Origin of the sequence: Rhizobium sp. CF122 (assembly GCF_000282035.1) — a bacterium.
Lineage (GTDB): Bacteria > Pseudomonadota > Alphaproteobacteria > Rhizobiales > Rhizobiaceae > Rhizobium.
In genome coordinates, this window is the sequence record NZ_AKKA01000085.1 from 79876 (window position 1) to 94735 (window position 14860).

The 14860-nt window shown below is 61.0% G+C and carries 16 protein-coding genes; 6 read left to right on the forward strand and 10 right to left on the reverse strand.

Features of this window, described 5'->3' with window-relative positions; genetic code table 11:
• The first annotated feature begins 29 nt into the window (after positions 1 to 29).
• On the forward strand, positions 30 to 1109 hold the full coding sequence (locus PMI09_RS22005) for a saccharopine dehydrogenase family protein (protein ID WP_007799622.1): 1080 nt from the start codon (positions 30 to 32) through the stop codon (positions 1107 to 1109).
• Here the strand turns inward: PMI09_RS22005 and PMI09_RS22010 are convergent.
• The 4 genes from PMI09_RS22010 to gcvA all read right to left on the reverse strand — a co-directional run bounded on the left by PMI09_RS22010 (position 1106) and on the right by gcvA (position 6186).
• The gene (locus PMI09_RS22010) at positions 1106 to 2233 is read right to left on the reverse strand and encodes an ABC transporter substrate-binding protein (RefSeq protein WP_007799624.1); all 1128 of its coding nucleotides are present in this window, start codon (positions 2231 to 2233) and stop codon (positions 1106 to 1108) included. The genes PMI09_RS22005 and PMI09_RS22010 overlap by 4 nt on opposite strands.
• Positions 2230 to 2979 carry a siderophore-iron reductase FhuF gene (fhuF, locus tag PMI09_RS22015; RefSeq protein WP_007799626.1) on the reverse strand — a complete coding sequence of 250 codons (750 nt, stop codon included), beginning with the start codon at positions 2977 to 2979 and terminating at the stop codon, positions 2230 to 2232. Before fhuF ends, PMI09_RS22010 begins: the two co-directional genes overlap by 4 nt.
• A gap of 4 nt (positions 2980 to 2983) precedes the next feature.
• Positions 2984 to 5164, reverse strand: coding sequence for a TonB-dependent siderophore receptor (locus PMI09_RS22020; RefSeq protein WP_007799628.1), 2181 nt, complete (start codon positions 5162 to 5164; stop codon positions 2984 to 2986).
• A 137-nt stretch (positions 5165 to 5301) separates the two neighbouring features.
• Positions 5302 to 6186 carry a transcriptional regulator GcvA gene (gene gcvA / locus PMI09_RS22025; protein ID WP_007799630.1) on the reverse strand — a complete coding sequence of 295 codons (885 nt, stop codon included), beginning with the start codon at positions 6184 to 6186 and terminating at the stop codon, positions 5302 to 5304.
• 219 nt (positions 6187 to 6405) lie between these two features.
• Between gcvA and PMI09_RS22030 the strand changes: the two genes are divergently transcribed.
• Positions 6406 to 7323, forward strand: a complete 918-nt coding sequence (locus PMI09_RS22030; protein ID WP_007799632.1) for a DMT family transporter — start codon at positions 6406 to 6408, stop codon at positions 7321 to 7323.
• Here the strand turns inward: PMI09_RS22030 and hemW are convergent.
• The 4 genes from hemW to rph are packed head-to-tail and all read right to left on the reverse strand — an operon-like array spanning position 7320 to position 10309.
• Complete coding sequence (hemW, locus tag PMI09_RS22035; RefSeq protein WP_007799634.1) at positions 7320 to 8522, reverse strand: radical SAM family heme chaperone HemW; 1203 nt, start codon at positions 8520 to 8522, stop codon at positions 7320 to 7322. The two genes, PMI09_RS22030 and hemW, sit on opposite strands and share 4 nt — an antisense overlap.
• An 8-nt stretch (positions 8523 to 8530) precedes the next feature.
• On the reverse strand, positions 8531 to 9169 hold the full coding sequence (gene rdgB / locus PMI09_RS22040; RefSeq protein ID WP_007799636.1) for an RdgB/HAM1 family non-canonical purine NTP pyrophosphatase: 639 nt from the start codon (positions 9167 to 9169) through the stop codon (positions 8531 to 8533).
• 7 nt (positions 9170 to 9176) lie between these two features.
• A complete protein-coding gene (locus tag PMI09_RS22045; RefSeq protein ID WP_007799638.1) occupies positions 9177 to 9593 on the reverse strand; it encodes a VOC family protein in 417 nt (138 codons plus the stop codon).
• Positions 9590 to 10309 carry a ribonuclease PH gene (gene rph / locus PMI09_RS22050; RefSeq protein ID WP_007799640.1) on the reverse strand — a complete coding sequence of 240 codons (720 nt, stop codon included), beginning with the start codon at positions 10307 to 10309 and terminating at the stop codon, positions 9590 to 9592. Before rph ends, PMI09_RS22045 begins: the two co-directional genes overlap by 4 nt.
• Before the next feature lie 176 nt (positions 10310 to 10485).
• Here rph and hrcA point away from each other — a divergent pair, with 176 nt between their 5' ends.
• Complete coding sequence (gene hrcA / locus PMI09_RS22055) at positions 10486 to 11574, forward strand: heat-inducible transcriptional repressor HrcA (protein WP_007799642.1); 1089 nt, start codon at positions 10486 to 10488, stop codon at positions 11572 to 11574.
• A 5-nt stretch (positions 11575 to 11579) separates the two neighbouring features.
• Here the strand turns inward: hrcA and PMI09_RS22060 are convergent, their stop codons facing one another.
• Positions 11580 to 12014 carry a GFA family protein gene (locus tag PMI09_RS22060; protein WP_007799644.1) on the reverse strand — a complete coding sequence of 145 codons (435 nt, stop codon included), beginning with the start codon at positions 12012 to 12014 and terminating at the stop codon, positions 11580 to 11582.
• A gap of 221 nt (positions 12015 to 12235) precedes the next feature.
• On the opposite strand from PMI09_RS22060, the gene grpE reads away from it, so the two are divergent.
• Positions 12236 to 12868 (forward strand): nucleotide exchange factor GrpE, encoded by a 633-nt coding sequence (gene grpE, locus PMI09_RS22065; RefSeq protein WP_007799646.1) that lies wholly within the window; start codon positions 12236 to 12238, stop codon positions 12866 to 12868.
• A 30-nt stretch (positions 12869 to 12898) separates the two neighbouring features.
• On the opposite strand, the gene PMI09_RS22070 is transcribed toward grpE, so the two are convergent.
• Positions 12899 to 13843 (reverse strand): nucleoside hydrolase, encoded by a 945-nt coding sequence (locus tag PMI09_RS22070; RefSeq protein WP_007799648.1) that lies wholly within the window; start codon positions 13841 to 13843, stop codon positions 12899 to 12901.
• 259 nt (positions 13844 to 14102) lie between these two features.
• Between PMI09_RS22070 and PMI09_RS22075 the strand changes: the two genes are divergently transcribed.
• A complete protein-coding gene (locus PMI09_RS22075; RefSeq protein ID WP_007799649.1) occupies positions 14103 to 14534 on the forward strand; it encodes an Hsp20 family protein in 432 nt (143 codons plus the stop codon).
• A gap of 49 nt (positions 14535 to 14583) precedes the next feature.
• Positions 14584 to 14841, forward strand: coding sequence for a DUF1150 family protein (locus tag PMI09_RS22080; protein WP_007799651.1), 258 nt, complete (start codon positions 14584 to 14586; stop codon positions 14839 to 14841).
• Positions 14842 to 14860 lie beyond the last annotated feature (19 nt).

Genomic DNA, 14860 nt, shown 5'->3' on the forward strand with positions numbered 1-14860 from the left:
AATGTACCGTTTGGCCGCAGGGGGAGCCGATGAGTTTCGACAGGATCGCTGTTCTCGGACTGGGCAAGATCGGGCGCTTGGCCGCAACGCTTCTGCATGAGGGGGGCTTCGACGTTTTAGGCGTCGATATTCAGGCGCCGACGGAAGGCCTGCCGTTCGAATGCAGGAGTGGCGACATCTCCGACCCCGCCGTCATCGGTGAACTGTTGTCCAGCGTTGAGGCCGTACTTTCCTGTCTGCCCTATCACCTCAACATCGGTCTGTCGCGCGCCGCCCATCTCGCAGGGATCCACTACTTCGATCTGACCGAAGACGTGCCGACCACAAACTTCATCATCGAGCTGTCCAGCACGGCGCGCGGGCTGATGGCGCCGCAATGTGGCCTGGCGCCCGGCTTCGTCGGCATTGTCGGATCGAGCCTTGCGGACGGCTTTGACAAGTGCCGCTCCATCCGCATGCGGGTCGGCGCGCTGCCGCAGCATCCGACTGGTCTCCTCGGCTACGCCTTCAACTGGTCGCCGGAAGGCGTGGTCAACGAATATCTGAACGACTGCGAAGTGATCGAGGGCGGCGTTCGCAAGTTCGTCTCGCCGATGGAATGGCACGAGACGATCTATGTCGAGGGCGTGAAGCTCGAAGCCTTCACGACGTCAGGGGGCCTCGGAACCATGTGCGATACGCTGCTCGGCAAGGTAGAAAACCTCGACTACAAGACGATGCGCTATCCCGGACACATGGATCTGATGAACTTCTTCTTCCATGAACTCTTGATGCGCGACAGGCGCAAGCTCGCCGGTGAAATCCTGACCAACGCCAAACCGCCGGTCGAGGACGATGTCGTGTATGTCCACGTGGCAGCGGAGGGCACGGAGAACGGCAACCTGCGCCGCAAGGAATTTGTCCGCGCCTACTATCCAATCGAGATCGCCGGCGCCCGCCGCACGGCGATCGCCTGGACGACGTCGGCCTCAGTGGTTGCCGTGATCGAGATGGTGCGCGACGACCTGCTGCCGTCCACTGGTTTCCTGCATCAGGAATACATTCCATTGGACATGTTCCTGAACACGCCGACCGGCAGCCTATTCAAGACCGGCGCGCCAGGCCGTTAGCTTGTCAGGCTGGTCCAGTATGCCCCCTCGAAGGGGACAGCGGCGAAACGCTCGTTGATCTCGGCGAGGCTACTCGCCGGATCGACATCGCCGAACAGGTCGGGCCTTACCCAGGATGCGACAGCTTCCGCGGCCAGCACGTTCAGCGGCACGGCGTTGAAGAAGTTCCACATGCCGTGCACGTTCCCTTCGCGCACTGCCTTCAGTGGCGCAAGGCTCGGTGCCTTGACGGTTTCCTGCAGCGACTGCAGGGCTTCTGCAGGATCGACCCCGGGACCGATCGAGAAGACGGTGTAGGTGCCGCCCGGCGAGCCGGTGGCGATATAGACGTCAGGCTCCGCCGCGATGATATATTCTGCCGTCACCGTCCCGCCCTGTGGCGGCAGGTTTTTGTCCGCGATGTTGCGGCCGCCGGCAAGCGTGATCAATTCGCCGAGGCCCGTCCGACCCACAGCCCAACTGCCACGTGTCGCGCTTGGGAAGGCATCCATCAGCACGAGCGGCCCATCTCCGCCTTTCCCGACCGCCCTCACCCTGATGCGCTCCACCCGCCTTTCGAAGAACTGAGCGTAGCTTTCCGCTTGCTGGTCGCATTCCAGAACGCGACCGAGGAGGCGAATGTCCCGCGGAGTGCTCTTCAGCGGATCGAGATTGAAATCGACGACGATGACGGGCACGCCGATCGATGCCAGATAGTCGATGGCACGTTTGCCCTGCTCGCCTTCTGCTTGCCACCTGCCCATGACGGCAAGGTCGGCCTCCAGGGAGAGCGCGGCTTCGAAGGACATGCCATCCGCCTGCCCATTGCTGACAAGCGGCACCTTGTCGAGGGCCGGAAATTTTTTGCGAAAGGCATCGTAGATGAACGGGTTGTCCGTCTTCATGTCGGTCGCCCAACCCGCCAGCAGGCTCACCGGATCCGGATGGATCAGCGACAGCGCGAAGAGATTGAAACCCGTTCCGAGGATGATCGACTTCGGCTTCTTGGTGATCGTCACCATTCGACCGATGGCATCGGTCACGGTCAGCGGCCAGCGCGTTTCCGCTTTCAACAGAGGCGGCGCGCAGAGCGTGGCGCACGTCGCAGCGAGAAAGCCGCGTCGTGTGATCGTGGGCGATGTCATTGCACGTTCCTTTGGCTGGGAAGAGCGCAAAGCTTGCCGCAGCTCTGGATGCCAGGCAGCATGTAGCGCAGGCAGCAAATCTTCCGACGGGCGATCCGCTCACCGTCTTCCTCGACATAGCGCACGCTGCCGCAGAGGGGGTTGACGCCGCCATCGGGCAGGCAACCGCGGACGAAGACCGCTAGATCGGGACCTTCGGGCGGTCGCGTCAACCGCAGCGCGTAGTCGAGATAAACTGCGGCATTGTTCCAGCACAGCTTGGCCGAAATGCCGGAGGCGGTGAGCTTACTGACGGCTTCCGGGAGATGCTCTTCCAACAGCGGACCAATAGCTTCGAAACCGTCCTCTTCGCCACCCTCAGCATTTCGGCCCCGGTGCGGGACGCCGAATGCCCGCGGCAGACCATTCTCCTGCAATGCGATTGTCATCCCGTCGAAGGCGACCGGAAGCTCCTGCGCGGCGAGACGACGGGCCAGCACATAGGGAATGGAGAGTGACGAGAAGTAGTATAGCGACCACATCGACACGACGGCGCGCCTGTCGCTGTCGCCGCAGGCCTCGGCGTAGCGATCGATTGCCTCTCTGAAGCTATCACCGCCGAAGAACAGTGGCAGTGGTACCCCGTCCTGCAGGTCGACAGAGAGCGCCATCTTCTCGCCGCACCACGCATGCTCGCCGGCGAAGGCCGGCGAGAGGACCGAGGCGCCGTCGCCCGGATCAGCGACATGGTGCTGCGCGCTTGCCATCAACTCACCAGGTGTATCGCAGGCTGCCGATCACGGCCCGGCCCTGGTCGCGGTAGCAGAATCCAGCCGAGCAGATGGCCTCGCGGCGATCGAAGAGGTTGGTGGCGTTCACCTGGAGGCTCAGGCCCTCGTATTTCTTGTCGAGCGCCGCGAAATCATAGCTGATCGCGGCGTCGAAGAGTACGCGCGAGCCGTTCTGGGCCGTATTGTAGTCGCTGGTGTAGCTCTTGCCGAGATACCGGGTACCGAAACCGACGCCGAGACCGTAGATCGGACTACTTTCCTGGAATGTGTAATTCGCCCAGAGCGAAGCCATGTGCCTTGGAACCGACGAGACGGAATTGCCCACCGTCCCGGTCGTTCCCTCCAGGATCTCGGTGTCGGTGAAGGTATACGACGCAACCAACGACAGGCCGTTGTCGAGGCTCGTGTTCGCTTCGAGTTCAAAGCCGCGGGAGCGAATCTTGCCGCGCTGTACCTGGATGTTAGCCGGCCCGGTCGGCAAGTTCACGACCTCGTAATAGAGGCTGTTCTTCTGGTCGATATTGAACAGCGCCGCCGTGATGAGTGTATTGCTATTCGGCAGCAGGTACTTGACGCCGATCTCTTCCTGCTCGCTTTCCGTTGGCTTGAAGGGTTGGTCCGTCTCCTGGTTGACGCCGGCATTCGGCGCGAAGGCGGTGGAGTAGCTGGCATAGGGTACGACGCCGAAGTCGGTCTCGTAGCCCAGGCCGACGCGGCTGGAGAATGCCTTGTCCTTTTGCGAAATGGTGGTCAGGGCATTCGTGCTGAGGTCGGTATTGTCGGTGTCCGTGGAGACCCAGTCGTAGCGACCACCGACGGTCAGTATCCAGGCGTCATAACGGATCTGATCCTGTAGATAGGTGCCGACTTGCCATTGGTCCTGGACGGTGCGTGTGTCGAAGTCGATCGGAGCAACAAACGCGCCCGCCGTTGGATTGTTGGTGTCGAGCGGCGGCGACGCGCCGCGGCCATCGAGCGAGCGCCAGCGCAGCCTGGTCAGGTCTAGACCGGCAAGCAATGTATGGTCGACCGCCCCCGTCTCGAACTGGGCTTCCAACTGATTGTCGATGACCAAGGCCGTCAGCCGCTCGTCAAACGTTCCGGCACTGCGGTTAAGCAGACTCGGATTGACCGCACTGGGCGCGTAGGCGAAGGCCCAGTCGGCGTCGATGTTGAGTGTCGAAACGCGGGCGTTCTGACGGAAGACGAAGACGTCGTTCAGTCGATGCTCGAATTCATAGCCGATGCGGGCCTGGTTTTGGATTGAATCGTTGAAGGCCGGATTGCCTGCGAAATAGTCCGTGACGTTGCCAGCTGGATCATTGTAGTACGCCGCCGTGCCGCCGGTCTTGGTTCGGGAATATTCGCCGAGAATGGTAAGCTTGGTATCTTCGTCCGGTTTCCACATGAAGGCCGGCGCAATATAGATGCGGTCGTCGGGAACGCTGATCTGCTCTGTATTGGCATCGCGGTAGAGCCCCGTCAGGCGATAATAGAAGGGATCCGTATTGTTAACCGGACCCGAGAAGTCGAACTGGGTTTGGTAGCGCTGTTCGGTACCATACTGCAGCTGAACTTCGCGAAAAGGCTCTTCCGTCGGCCGCTTGGTGATGAGGTTGTAGAGACCGCCGGCGCCTGTCGCCCCATAAAGCGCCGAGGAAGGGCCACGCAGGATCGAGACTCCTTCGAGGCCGTAGGGCTCGGTCTTGAAGAGCGACGAACCTGCACCGGGCTGACGAAGGTTGTCGCGAAAGATCCCAGTATAGGTCACGTCGAAGCCGCGCACCGAGAAAGAATCGAAACGCGGATCGAAGCCGTAGGCGCCGACGCGCGTGCCCGGCGTGTAGGCGACCGTATCCAACAGGCTTTGCGGGTTGCGATCCTTGAGTTGCTGTTCGGTCACCGACGAAATCGACTGAGGGACCTCGATGAAAGGCGTGTCGGTCTTCGTGCCCGTCGCGCTGCTCTTGCCGACATAGCCGTCGGCCTGGATCACGCCGCCGCTGCCACCGTTGACGATGATATCTTCGAGAATCGTCGCGCCATCCTGCTGCTGTCCTGTGGCATCCTGTGCTGCGGCTGGCGCGAGAAGGTGGATGAGCGCCACGCCTGTCAATGCTGATGTAGAAAGGATTCGCGAGGAAAATCGAAGACTATTCATTGGCTTGTCACACCGGGTATGCTTATTGCAGGATTTTATGTGGAGTGTAATAGTCAAGAAAATTCCCGGTGAAAAGTCGTTTTTATGATTAAATTACTCCACTTTTTAATCAGCATAACAGATCGGCCACAGTCAGGTCAGGCTTGCGCCTCCGACAGCAGCCAGCGGCGGAAAGCGGCCGCGGCTGGCCGCTCCAGCGCAAGGCCCGGATAGACGAGGTGGAAGGCAAGCCGACTTGCAATGCCGAGAGGGAAGGGCGTGACCACCGTGCCTTCCTTCAGGTCCCGCTCCAGAAACGAGCGTCGCACCAAGGCAAAGCCCAGCCCGGCCTTCATCGCGTCATAGGCGCCGTTGCCATGCATGAAGATCGGTCCGCGCGACGGGTCAACTCCCGTGGCGCCGGCGGCTTCCAGCCAGAGCTGCCAGTCATGGCGATAGACGTCGTGGATCAGCTGGAAACTAGCGAGCGCGCTTGGCGACGGATCGTCCCCCAGTTCAGCGGCAAGCGTTGGCGTGCAGACCGGCACGAGTTCGTCGTCGACGAGACGTTCGCTGATCAGGCGGTCATAACCGCCAAGTCCGTGGCGGATTGCGAGGTCGATCCCGTCGCGCTGAAAATCCAGCACGCGGTGCGATGCGCTGATGCGGACGTCGATTTCGGGGTGCATCGCCTCGAAACGTCCCAGACGAGGCACCAGCCAATAGGTCGCAAAGCCCGCAGTGCAGGTAACATTGAGGATGGCGCCGCGCCCTCGCGCCGTGATCGCCGCCGTCGCTTCCCTGACGAGACGAAACGCTGCCCTGAGCGTCGAAAAATAGTCCGCACCCTCCACGGTCAGAGTCAGCGCGCGGGTCTTGCGCTCGAACAGCTTAACGCCAAGGGATGATTCCAGATCACGGATCTGCAGGCTAACGGCGCCTGGGGTGACGTTGAGCTCTTTTGCTGCAAGCGTCATGCTGAGATGCCGGGCGGCCGCCTCGAAGGCTCGAAGCGCTGAAAGAGAGGGAAGATAGTCGCTCATGGTTTAGCTCAGCTATATCATGGGTCGAGAAAGACTCGTTTGTCGGCTCATCGACATAGCAATAATATCAGCATGAAGGCCGCCACAAAAGCTGGTTAAAGCTCAGTGAGGAGCGAGATTAGATCGAAGATAGTGGCGTCCGCGCCCGCGCGCAACAATCGGGTGGCGGCAGGCTGTGACGGCATGTAGGTCAGTGACAGGCCGACAAAGGAGAGAACGATGCAGCCGAAACAGATGGGCTTTGCCGAGTGGGGAATGTTGCTAGTGCTTTCCCTGCTGTGGGGCGGATCCTTCCTCTTCAACGGTATTCTGGTGAAGACCCTGCCGCCCTTTACCATCGTCACGGGTCGGGTGCTGATTGCCGCGCTGGCGCTGAACCTGATTGTACGCGCGGCCGGCCATGCCATGCCGCGTGACGGCAAGTCGTGGGCGGCGTTCTTCGGCATGGGCATCCTCAACAACATGATCCCGTTCTGCCTCATCGTCTGGGGCCAAACGCATATCGCAAGCGGCCTTGCCTCCATCCTGAATGCCACGACACCGCTCTTCGGCGTCGTTGTCGCGCATTTCCTAACCGCGGATGAAAAGATGACCGGCAACCGCCTGCTCGGCGTCCTCGTCGGCTTTGCCGGCGTTGCCTATATGATCGGCTTCGACGTGCTGCGCGATCTCGGCTCGAACGTGCTGGCCCAACTTGCCGTGTTGGGCGCTGCGCTCTCCTATTCGTTTGCCGGGATTTTCGGTCGCCGCTTCCGCCAGATGGGCATGGCGCCGCTCATTCCCGCCGCAGGACAGGTCAGCGCCTCGACCGTCCTGATGCTGCCGATCGCGCTCATCGTCGACCGGCCGTGGACACTGGCCGCCCCGTCATTCGAGACCTGGATGGCGCTGTTTGGTCTGGCCTTGCTGTCGACGGCGATCGCCTATGTGATGTTCTTCCGCATTCTGGCAACGGCGGGAGCAACGAACCTTATGCTCGTGACTTTCCTGATCCCCGTCAGCGCCATCCTGCTCGGCGCAGCCATTCTGGGCGAGCAGATGCGGGCCAAGCACCTGATCGGCATGGCAATGATCGCGATCGGCCTTGCAGCGATCGACGGACGGTTGTTCTCTCTGGGTAGAAAACGGCCAGCTTAGCAGGCGAGATCGGCGACCACGGAATCGAGAATCAGCATGCCTGACGGCGTGCAGCGAAGCCGGGAGTTGCCGATCCGCTCGATAAAGCCGTGCTCCAGGAGGAACTCCTCCCGCTTCGGGTCGGGATCGCGGCCCGAAAGCTGTTGCCAGCGGGCGAGATCGACGCCTTCCTTCAGGCGCAGCCCCATCAAAAGCAGTTCGTCCGCCTGTTCCTCGTAGCCGAGTTGTTCCTGATCGAGGATGCCATGGCCGTGGCACTCGACGAGGTCAAGCCAGCTTTCCGGCTTGCGCTCCGTTGCGGTCGCGATCTTCATGCCGCCGCGTGTCAGGCGGCCATGGGCGCCGGGGCCGATCCCGGCATAATCGCCATAGCGCCAGTAGGTGAGGTTGTGGCGGCTCTCCGCGCCCGGACGCGCGTGGTTGGACACCTCGTAGGCCGGCAGCCCTTCGCGGGCGGTGATCTCCTGCGTCGCTTCATAGAGCAGCGCCGATTGATCGCCGTCCGGAACGATAAGCTTGCCAGCCTTGTGGAGGCCGTAGAAGGGTGTGCCTTCCTCGATCGTCAGCTGATAGAGCGAGAGGTGATCGACCGCGTAGGAAATCGCCTCTTTGAGCTCGCGTTCCCATTCGTCGACGGTCTGGTTCGGGCGGGCATAGATCAGGTCGAAGGACATGCGCGGGAAGATGTCGCGCGCCAGCTTGATCGCCTTCAGCGCGTCGGCAACATTGTGCAGCCGCCCGAGAAACTTCAGGTCGCGGTCGTTCAACGCCTGGACGCCGAGCGACACGCGGTTGACGCCGGCGGCGCGATAGCCGCGGAACCGCTCCGCCTCGACGCTGGAGGGGTTCGCTTCCATGGTGATCTCGATCCCGTCGGGTACATGCCAATGCTTGGCGATACCGTCGAGAATGGCCGACACCGTCGCAGGGTTCATCAGCGAGGGCGTGCCGCCGCCGAGGAACACGCTGGTCACCGTCTTCGGTCCGCTCATCTGGCGCACTGTCGCCATTTCCTTCAGGAAGGCTGCGGTGAAGCGCTCCTGGTCCACCGGCTGGTGGCGGACATGGCTGTTGAAATCGCAATAGGGGCACTTGGCGGCGCAGAACGGCCAATGCACGTAGACGCCGAAGCCGGGCTCGCCGGTGTCGGGCAGAAGAGCGGCATAGCGCGTCAGATCAGGCTGTTCCAAAGTGTCCACGTTTGCCCTTAGGTTTCCAAGCAAGTTTCGACGAAAATCTTGAAGGCGCGGGCGCGGTGCGACAGTGCCTCTGTGTGCTTCCAGCCGTGCTTCTCGTCCGCGCTCATCTCGCCAAAGGTAGTCTCATAGCCGTCGGGTTGAAAGACCGGATCGTAGCCGAAGCCCTGGCTGCCACGCGGCGGCCAGACGACGGTGCCTTCCACTTCTCCGCGGAAGAGCTCCCTATGGCCATCCGGCCAGGCAAGGCAGAGCACGCTGACGAAGCGCGCAGTGCGCTGTTCCGGCCTGGAAGCGCCGGCCTTTTCCAGAGCCGTCTCGACCTTTTCCATCGCCATCGCGAAGTCGCGAGTGCCGTCGGGCTTCTCAGCCCAGTTGGCGGTGTAGACGCCCGGATCGCCGCCGAGCGCATCGACGACAAGGCCGGAATCGTCCGATAGCGCCGGCAGTCCGGCGGCTTCGGCGGAGGCGAGCGCCTTGATCGTCGCGTTTTCCTCAAAGGTGGTGCCGGTTTCGTCAGGCTCCACGAAGTTCAATTCGGCCGCTGACTTTGCCGTGAAACCGAACGGACCGATCAGGTCCTGGATTTCCCGGATCTTCCCGGCATTGTGGCTGGCAACGACGATGGTCTTGGTTTCGAGCTTGCGCATGATTGTCCTATTCGATGCCCCAGATGCGGGCTTCAGCGCATTCGAGGCTGTTGCCCGCCGGATCGCGGAAATAGATCGATCGGCCGCCTTGCGGCCAGGTGACTTCGGATTCGATGGCGACACCTTTGGACTTTAGTCGGGCCGCAATCGCATCGAGATTTCCCCCGGAGACACGAAAACAGGCATGTCCTGCACCGCTTGTGCCGTGCGGTGGCACCTGCAGCGCGGTGGGTAAGGGGGGCTTGATCGTTTCCTTAGCGTTGAAGATCAGCAATACGCCGGTGCCGCAGCGAAAGAAGACATGCCGGTTGCCGCCTCGCGAGATCTTCGAAAGGCCGAGAATGCCCTCGTAGAAGGCTTCGACCTCGTCGAGATCGTCCGCATAGAGCGCCGTCTCCAGCATGCCTTCCAGCATGTCGTTCATCCGGCGATCGCCTGCTTCTGCATCGCGACGAGCTCGGCAATGCCTGTTTTGGCGAGTGCCATCAGCGAGGCGAACTCCTCGTCGGTGAAAGGCGTGCCTTCGGCGGTGCCCTGGATTTCCACAATACCGCCCGCGCCCGTCATCACGAAGTTCGCGTCTGTCTCGGCTGAGGAGTCTTCGAGATAGTCGAGGTCGATCACCGACTGGTTGGCAAAGATGCCGCAGGAGATGGCCGCGACGTGGTCTTTGAGCACGCGCTCGACCTTCAGCATGTTGCGGCTCTCCATCCACTTCAGGCAATCATAGAGCGCAACCCAAGCGCCGGTGATGGATGCTGTGCGCGTTCCGCCGTCCGCTTGGATGACGTCACAGTCGAGCGTGATCTGACGCTCACCGAGTTCCTTGAGGTCGACGACGGCGCGCAGCGAGCGGCCGATCAGGCGCTGGATTTCCTGCGTGCGCCCACCCTGCTTGCCGGATGCGGCCTCGCGCTTCATGCGCTCGCCGGTGGCGCGCGGCAGCATGCCGTATTCGGCCGTGACCCAACCCTTGCCGGTATTGCGCAGCCATGCCGGCGGCTTCTCCTCGACGCTCGCCGTGCACAGCACATGCGTATCGCCAAACTTCACCAGACAGGAGCCTTCCGCGTGCTTGGAGAAATTGCGCTCGAAAGAGACCTTGCGCATCTGGTCGGTTTTTCTGCCTGAGGGCCGCATACTATTCTCCTAATCATGATGCCGAAGACGCGAGTGGTTTTCGGTTAGATCGTGCGTGCTTATGTTGTTGAGAGCTTCTACGATTGGCAGCGCCTATTTGCAATTTCCCTTTTGCCGCTGCGGCGAGATTGGCTATATTTTGTCGGATCATCGTCAGCACGGGTACGCAAGGTTTCATGGAGTTCAGATCGACGTCGGTTTCAGATGCAGTGGCTGCGCTGGATGAACGCTCCAAGGAAATCTTTCGCCGCATCGTAGAGGGCTATCTGGAGACGGGTGAACCGCTCGGCTCCCGCAACCTGTCGCGCATCCTGCCGATGTCGCTGTCGCCAGCTTCCGTGCGCAACGTGATGAGCGATCTGGAGGAACTTGGCCTCATCTACTCGCCGCATGTCAGTGCGGGCCGCCTGCCGACACAGATCGGCTTGCGCTTCTTCGTCGACGCCTTCATGCAGGTCGGCGATCTCTCGGCCGAGGATCGCGCCAACATCGATCGCCAGGTGCGTGCCGAAAGCCGCGACAACCCGATGGAATTGATGATGAATGAGGCTAGCCGCATGCTCTCGGGCATTTCGCGCGGCGCCGGCCTTGTTATCACTTCGAAGAGCGATCCTGTTCTCAAGCATGTCGAATTCATCCGGCTTGAGCCGACGAAGGCGCTTGCGGTTCTTGTCGGTGATCACGACCAGGTGGAAAACCGCATTATCGAGCTTCCGGCAGGCGTCACGTCGTCGCAGTTGACCGAGGCCGCCAATTTTCTCAACGCCCACATGACCGGCCAGACGCTGCCGGAACTGCGCAATGAATTAAGCCGGCTGAAGGACGATGTTCGCCGCGAGCTCGATACGCTGTCGCAGGATCTCGTCGAGCGCGGCATCGCCGTCTGGTCCGGCAGCGCCGACGAGGGCAAGCCGGCCCAGCTCATCATCCGCGGCCGCGCCAATCTGCTCGCCGGTCTTGCCGGAGCCGACGATCTCGACCGCCTGCGCATGCTTTTCGACGACCTCGAAAAGAAGGACAGCCTGCTGGAGCTTCTCAATCTCGCAGAAAGCGGGCCGGGCGTGCGCATTTTCATCGGCTCGGAAAACAAACTCTTCTCGCTTTCCGGCTCCTCGTTGATCGTCGCGCCCTATCGTGATGATGACGACCGTATCGTTGGCGCCGTCGGCGTGATTGGGCCCACGCGGCTCAACTACTCGCGCATCGTCCCGATGGTCGATTACACCGCTCAGCTGATGACGCGATTGTCACGCGGCGCAAAGTAGGGCAACTACTCCGGCAGCATGTCGCCCGAGCCGCCCATCTCAGCAGGCATGTCTCTGTATTTCGGCAGGCCGTCACGGATAGGCAGCACGCTTTCCTGATAGTTCATGTGCAACGCCGGAGCGTAATCGAGATCGGGCAGAAGTGCCGCGTAAACGTTGGTGACGCCCCAGGTGGGGTGGTCGGTGTAGAGATGCCCACCGCACAGCTCGCAGAATTTCCGCACGCTCGTATCGGACTTCTGGTAGCCTTCCACGTGCTCGCCACCTTTGGTGACGTGGACAGCGTGCCGTTGCCAGAGCGTAAAGGCGTTGACCGGTCCTGCCGACCAATGCCGACAGGAGGCACAGTGGCAGTAGCCCATAGCCACCGGTTCGCCGGTAGCAACAATCTCCACGGCGCCGCAGAAGCAGCGCCCGGAATAGCTTTTCTGATCGCTCATGGTAGCAGCTCCTTGACCCTGGATAAGGCCGAAGCACCAAAGATTTAGATCTGGCTAAAATAAAAGAACTTTAGCGCGAGCAAGTCAAGGCGGCCCTCTCGGTCAACCCTGCATGAGTTGTGCCTTGCATCGCGTGCTTTTCAGTCACGCAGACTTGATTTTTGCCCGTCAAAGCTCGATATCGGGCACATCCTAAAAGACACCAATCACCGGAGAACGTCATGACTGACGAAACGACGAAGAACGGACCTGACACCGCCGCGGCCGAAGCCGCGGCGGACGCCGCCGCAAACGTCGAGAACGAAGCCGCCGCTGAAGCCACAGCACAGCCCGATCCGCTGGAACTTCTGAAGGTCGAGAATGTAGAGTTGCGCGACCGCTATCTGCGCCTTGCCGCAGAGATGGATAACCTGCGCCGCCGCACAGAGCGGGAAGTCAAGGACGCCAAGACCTATTCAGCGGCTGGCTTTGCCCGCGACATGCTGGCCGTTTCGGATAACCTGCGCCGCGCCATCGACGCGATCCCCGAGGAAGCCAAGGCTGCCGCCGACGCCGGCCTGACAACGCTGATTGAAGGCGTCGAGATGACGGAACGCTCGATGTTATCGGCGCTCGAGCGCCACGGTGTCCGCAAGTTGGAGCCAGTCGGCCAGAAGTTCGATCCGAACTTCCATCAGGCCATGTTCGAAGTGCCGAACCCCGACGTGCCGAACAACACCGTTGTTCAGGTCGTTCAGGCCGGTTACACCATTGGTGAGCGCGTTCTGCGTCCCGCCATGGTCGGCGTCGCCAAGGGAGGCCCGAAGCTCGTCGAACCCGAAACCAATTCGGTCTTCGACCAGAAGGACGCCTGATCTCTCAGGCGCCCGAAAGGCAATCGAAATTCAGATGCGGGCGAAACGCTCGATCAGCAGATCGAAGAAGCCGTCCGCATCGACATCACGCATGACCTGCGCATTGCGCTTGCGGTCGGTGACGTGCCACCAGTCGACGACGGTCATGCCGGCCGTCAGTTCCGACTTCACCTCGATCTCGACATTGCAGGTCCGGCCCTTGAAAAGATCAGGCTTCAAGAGGTAGGCGACGACTGTCGGATCGTGCAGCGGGCCGCCGTCCGAACCATACTTCTCGACATCGAAACGTTCGAAGAATTCCAGCATCTCGACCATGGCAATGGCCGGGCGCGTGCCGAGATCGGCCATGCGCTTGACGCGGTCCTTGCGGGTCAGAAGCTTGTGCGTGACGTCGAGCGGCATCATAACGATCGGAACGCCGGAGCGGAAGACGATGTCGGCTGCCTCGGGGTCCACGTAGATGTTGAACTCGGCGGCCGGCGTAATATTCCCGCCCTCGAAGAAGCCGCCGCCCATCATCACCAGTTCGCGGATGCGCGGGATGATGTCGGGCGCCTTCTGGAAGGCCAAGCCGATGTTGGTCAGTGGCCCAAGCGTGCACAGCGTTACCGTGCCTTCAGGCTCGCTGCGCAGCGTCTGGATGATGAAATCAACGGCGTGCTGTGCCTGCAGCGGCATATCAGGCTCGTCGAGAACAGGGCCATCGAGACCGGTCTTGCCGTGCACATGTTCTGCCGTCACCAGCTTGCGCGCGATCGGCTTGTCGGCGCCGGCAAAGACCTTCGTATCGGTGCGGCCACAGAGTTCGCAGACGATGCGCGCGTTGCGGCTCGTATAGGATAGTGGCACATTGCCAGCGACCGTGGTGATCCCAAGTACTTCGAGCTCTTCCGGGCTGCCAAAGGCCAGCATGATGGCGGCTGCGTCGTCCTGACCGGGGTCGGTATCGATGATGATCTTTCTAGGGTCTGCCATTCCGATCGTTCCATCCTCGTGGTGCGCGGCTTCGTGGCATGCACCGTTTGTATATATTCCCGTCGCAAATCGGCGCAGCCAGCACGGGCAGATTTTGATGCGAGGCGGCGCTTGCTTTGTCAAGGTCGGACCTGCGGGCTTTCCGGCAACGAGTGCGGACATCCGCCTTGCGCTCGCCTCCAGCAATTCCCATATTGACGGCATCCGGATGCTGTCTTTCAGGTCCGGCAAGGTCGCTTGAATCAAGGACTTGAAGACAATGAGCCGGATTACGCCTTTCGCGAGCCCTTTGCTCTTGGGCTTTGACGCCATGGAAAAGACGCTTGAGCGCCTTTCCAAGGCCAGCGATGGATACCCCCCCTACAATATCGAGCGCGTCGCCGCCGATCGCGCCTCCGGCGATCCGGAAAGGTTGCGCATAACCCTTGCCGTGGCCGGGTTTAGCGAAGAAGAACTAGACGTGTCGGTTGAGGAAAATCAGCTTTCGATCCGTGGTCGCCAGGTCGATCAAGGCGAGCGTGATTACCTTTATCGCGGCATCGCCGCGCGCCAGTTCCAGCGAACTTTCGTTCTGGCCGACGGGATGCAGGTTTTGGGCGCTTGCCTCAAGAACGGATTGCTCTCGGTCGATCTCATCCGCCCGGAGCCGAGCCGTATGGTGAAGAAAATTAACATTTCGGTCTCACAGTAGGACAACGGCGCAAGTTGAGCCGTTGGTCCCTTCTCTTGGAGGTACAGGAATGTTGATGAAAGAAGCCAATTCGCACCTGACCAAAACCGAACTTGCCGGCATCGGCAACGGCGAGGTCGCCTACATCCGCAAAATGCGCAACGAAGAAGTTGCCAAGTGCTTTCCGGAAGCGCCGGACATCGATCCGAGCGTCGACCTGTGGGCGCTATTCGGCGCCGACGGCACGCCGATCCTGTTGACGGACAACCGCTCCAGCACCTTCTTCAAGGCTGCCGAGGATGAACTGAAAACGGTGAGCCTGCACTAGAGCGTTTCACGATTTTTCG

Coding starts and splice junctions, on each gene's coding strand:
- PMI09_RS22080 (WP_007799651.1), top strand. CDS start 14,584: ATGTTGATGAAAGAAGCCAATTCGCACCTGACCAAAACCGAACTTGCC.
- grpE (WP_007799646.1), top strand. CDS start 12,236: ATGACTGACGAAACGACGAAGAACGGACCTGACACCGCCGCGGCCGAA.
- PMI09_RS22045 (WP_007799638.1), bottom strand. CDS start 9,593: ATGAACGACATGCTGGAAGGCATGCTGGAGACGGCGCTCTATGCGGAC.
- rph (WP_007799640.1), bottom strand. CDS start 10,309: ATGCGGCCCTCAGGCAGAAAAACCGACCAGATGCGCAAGGTCTCTTTC.
- PMI09_RS22005 (WP_007799622.1), top strand. CDS start 30: ATGAGTTTCGACAGGATCGCTGTTCTCGGACTGGGCAAGATCGGGCGC.
- gcvA (WP_007799630.1), bottom strand. CDS start 6,186: ATGAGCGACTATCTTCCCTCTCTTTCAGCGCTTCGAGCCTTCGAGGCG.
- hrcA (WP_007799642.1), top strand. CDS start 10,486: ATGGAGTTCAGATCGACGTCGGTTTCAGATGCAGTGGCTGCGCTGGAT.
- PMI09_RS22010 (WP_007799624.1), bottom strand. CDS start 2,233: ATGACATCGCCCACGATCACACGACGCGGCTTTCTCGCTGCGACGTGC.
- PMI09_RS22060 (WP_007799644.1), bottom strand. CDS start 12,014: ATGAGCGATCAGAAAAGCTATTCCGGGCGCTGCTTCTGCGGCGCCGTG.
- rdgB (WP_007799636.1), bottom strand. CDS start 9,169: ATGCGCAAGCTCGAAACCAAGACCATCGTCGTTGCCAGCCACAATGCC.
- PMI09_RS22075 (WP_007799649.1), top strand. CDS start 14,103: ATGAGCCGGATTACGCCTTTCGCGAGCCCTTTGCTCTTGGGCTTTGAC.
- fhuF (WP_007799626.1), bottom strand. CDS start 2,979: ATGGCAAGCGCGCAGCACCATGTCGCTGATCCGGGCGACGGCGCCTCG.
- PMI09_RS22020 (WP_007799628.1), bottom strand. CDS start 5,164: ATGAATAGTCTTCGATTTTCCTCGCGAATCCTTTCTACATCAGCATTG.
- PMI09_RS22070 (WP_007799648.1), bottom strand. CDS start 13,843: ATGGCAGACCCTAGAAAGATCATCATCGATACCGACCCCGGTCAGGAC.
- PMI09_RS22030 (WP_007799632.1), top strand. CDS start 6,406: ATGCAGCCGAAACAGATGGGCTTTGCCGAGTGGGGAATGTTGCTAGTG.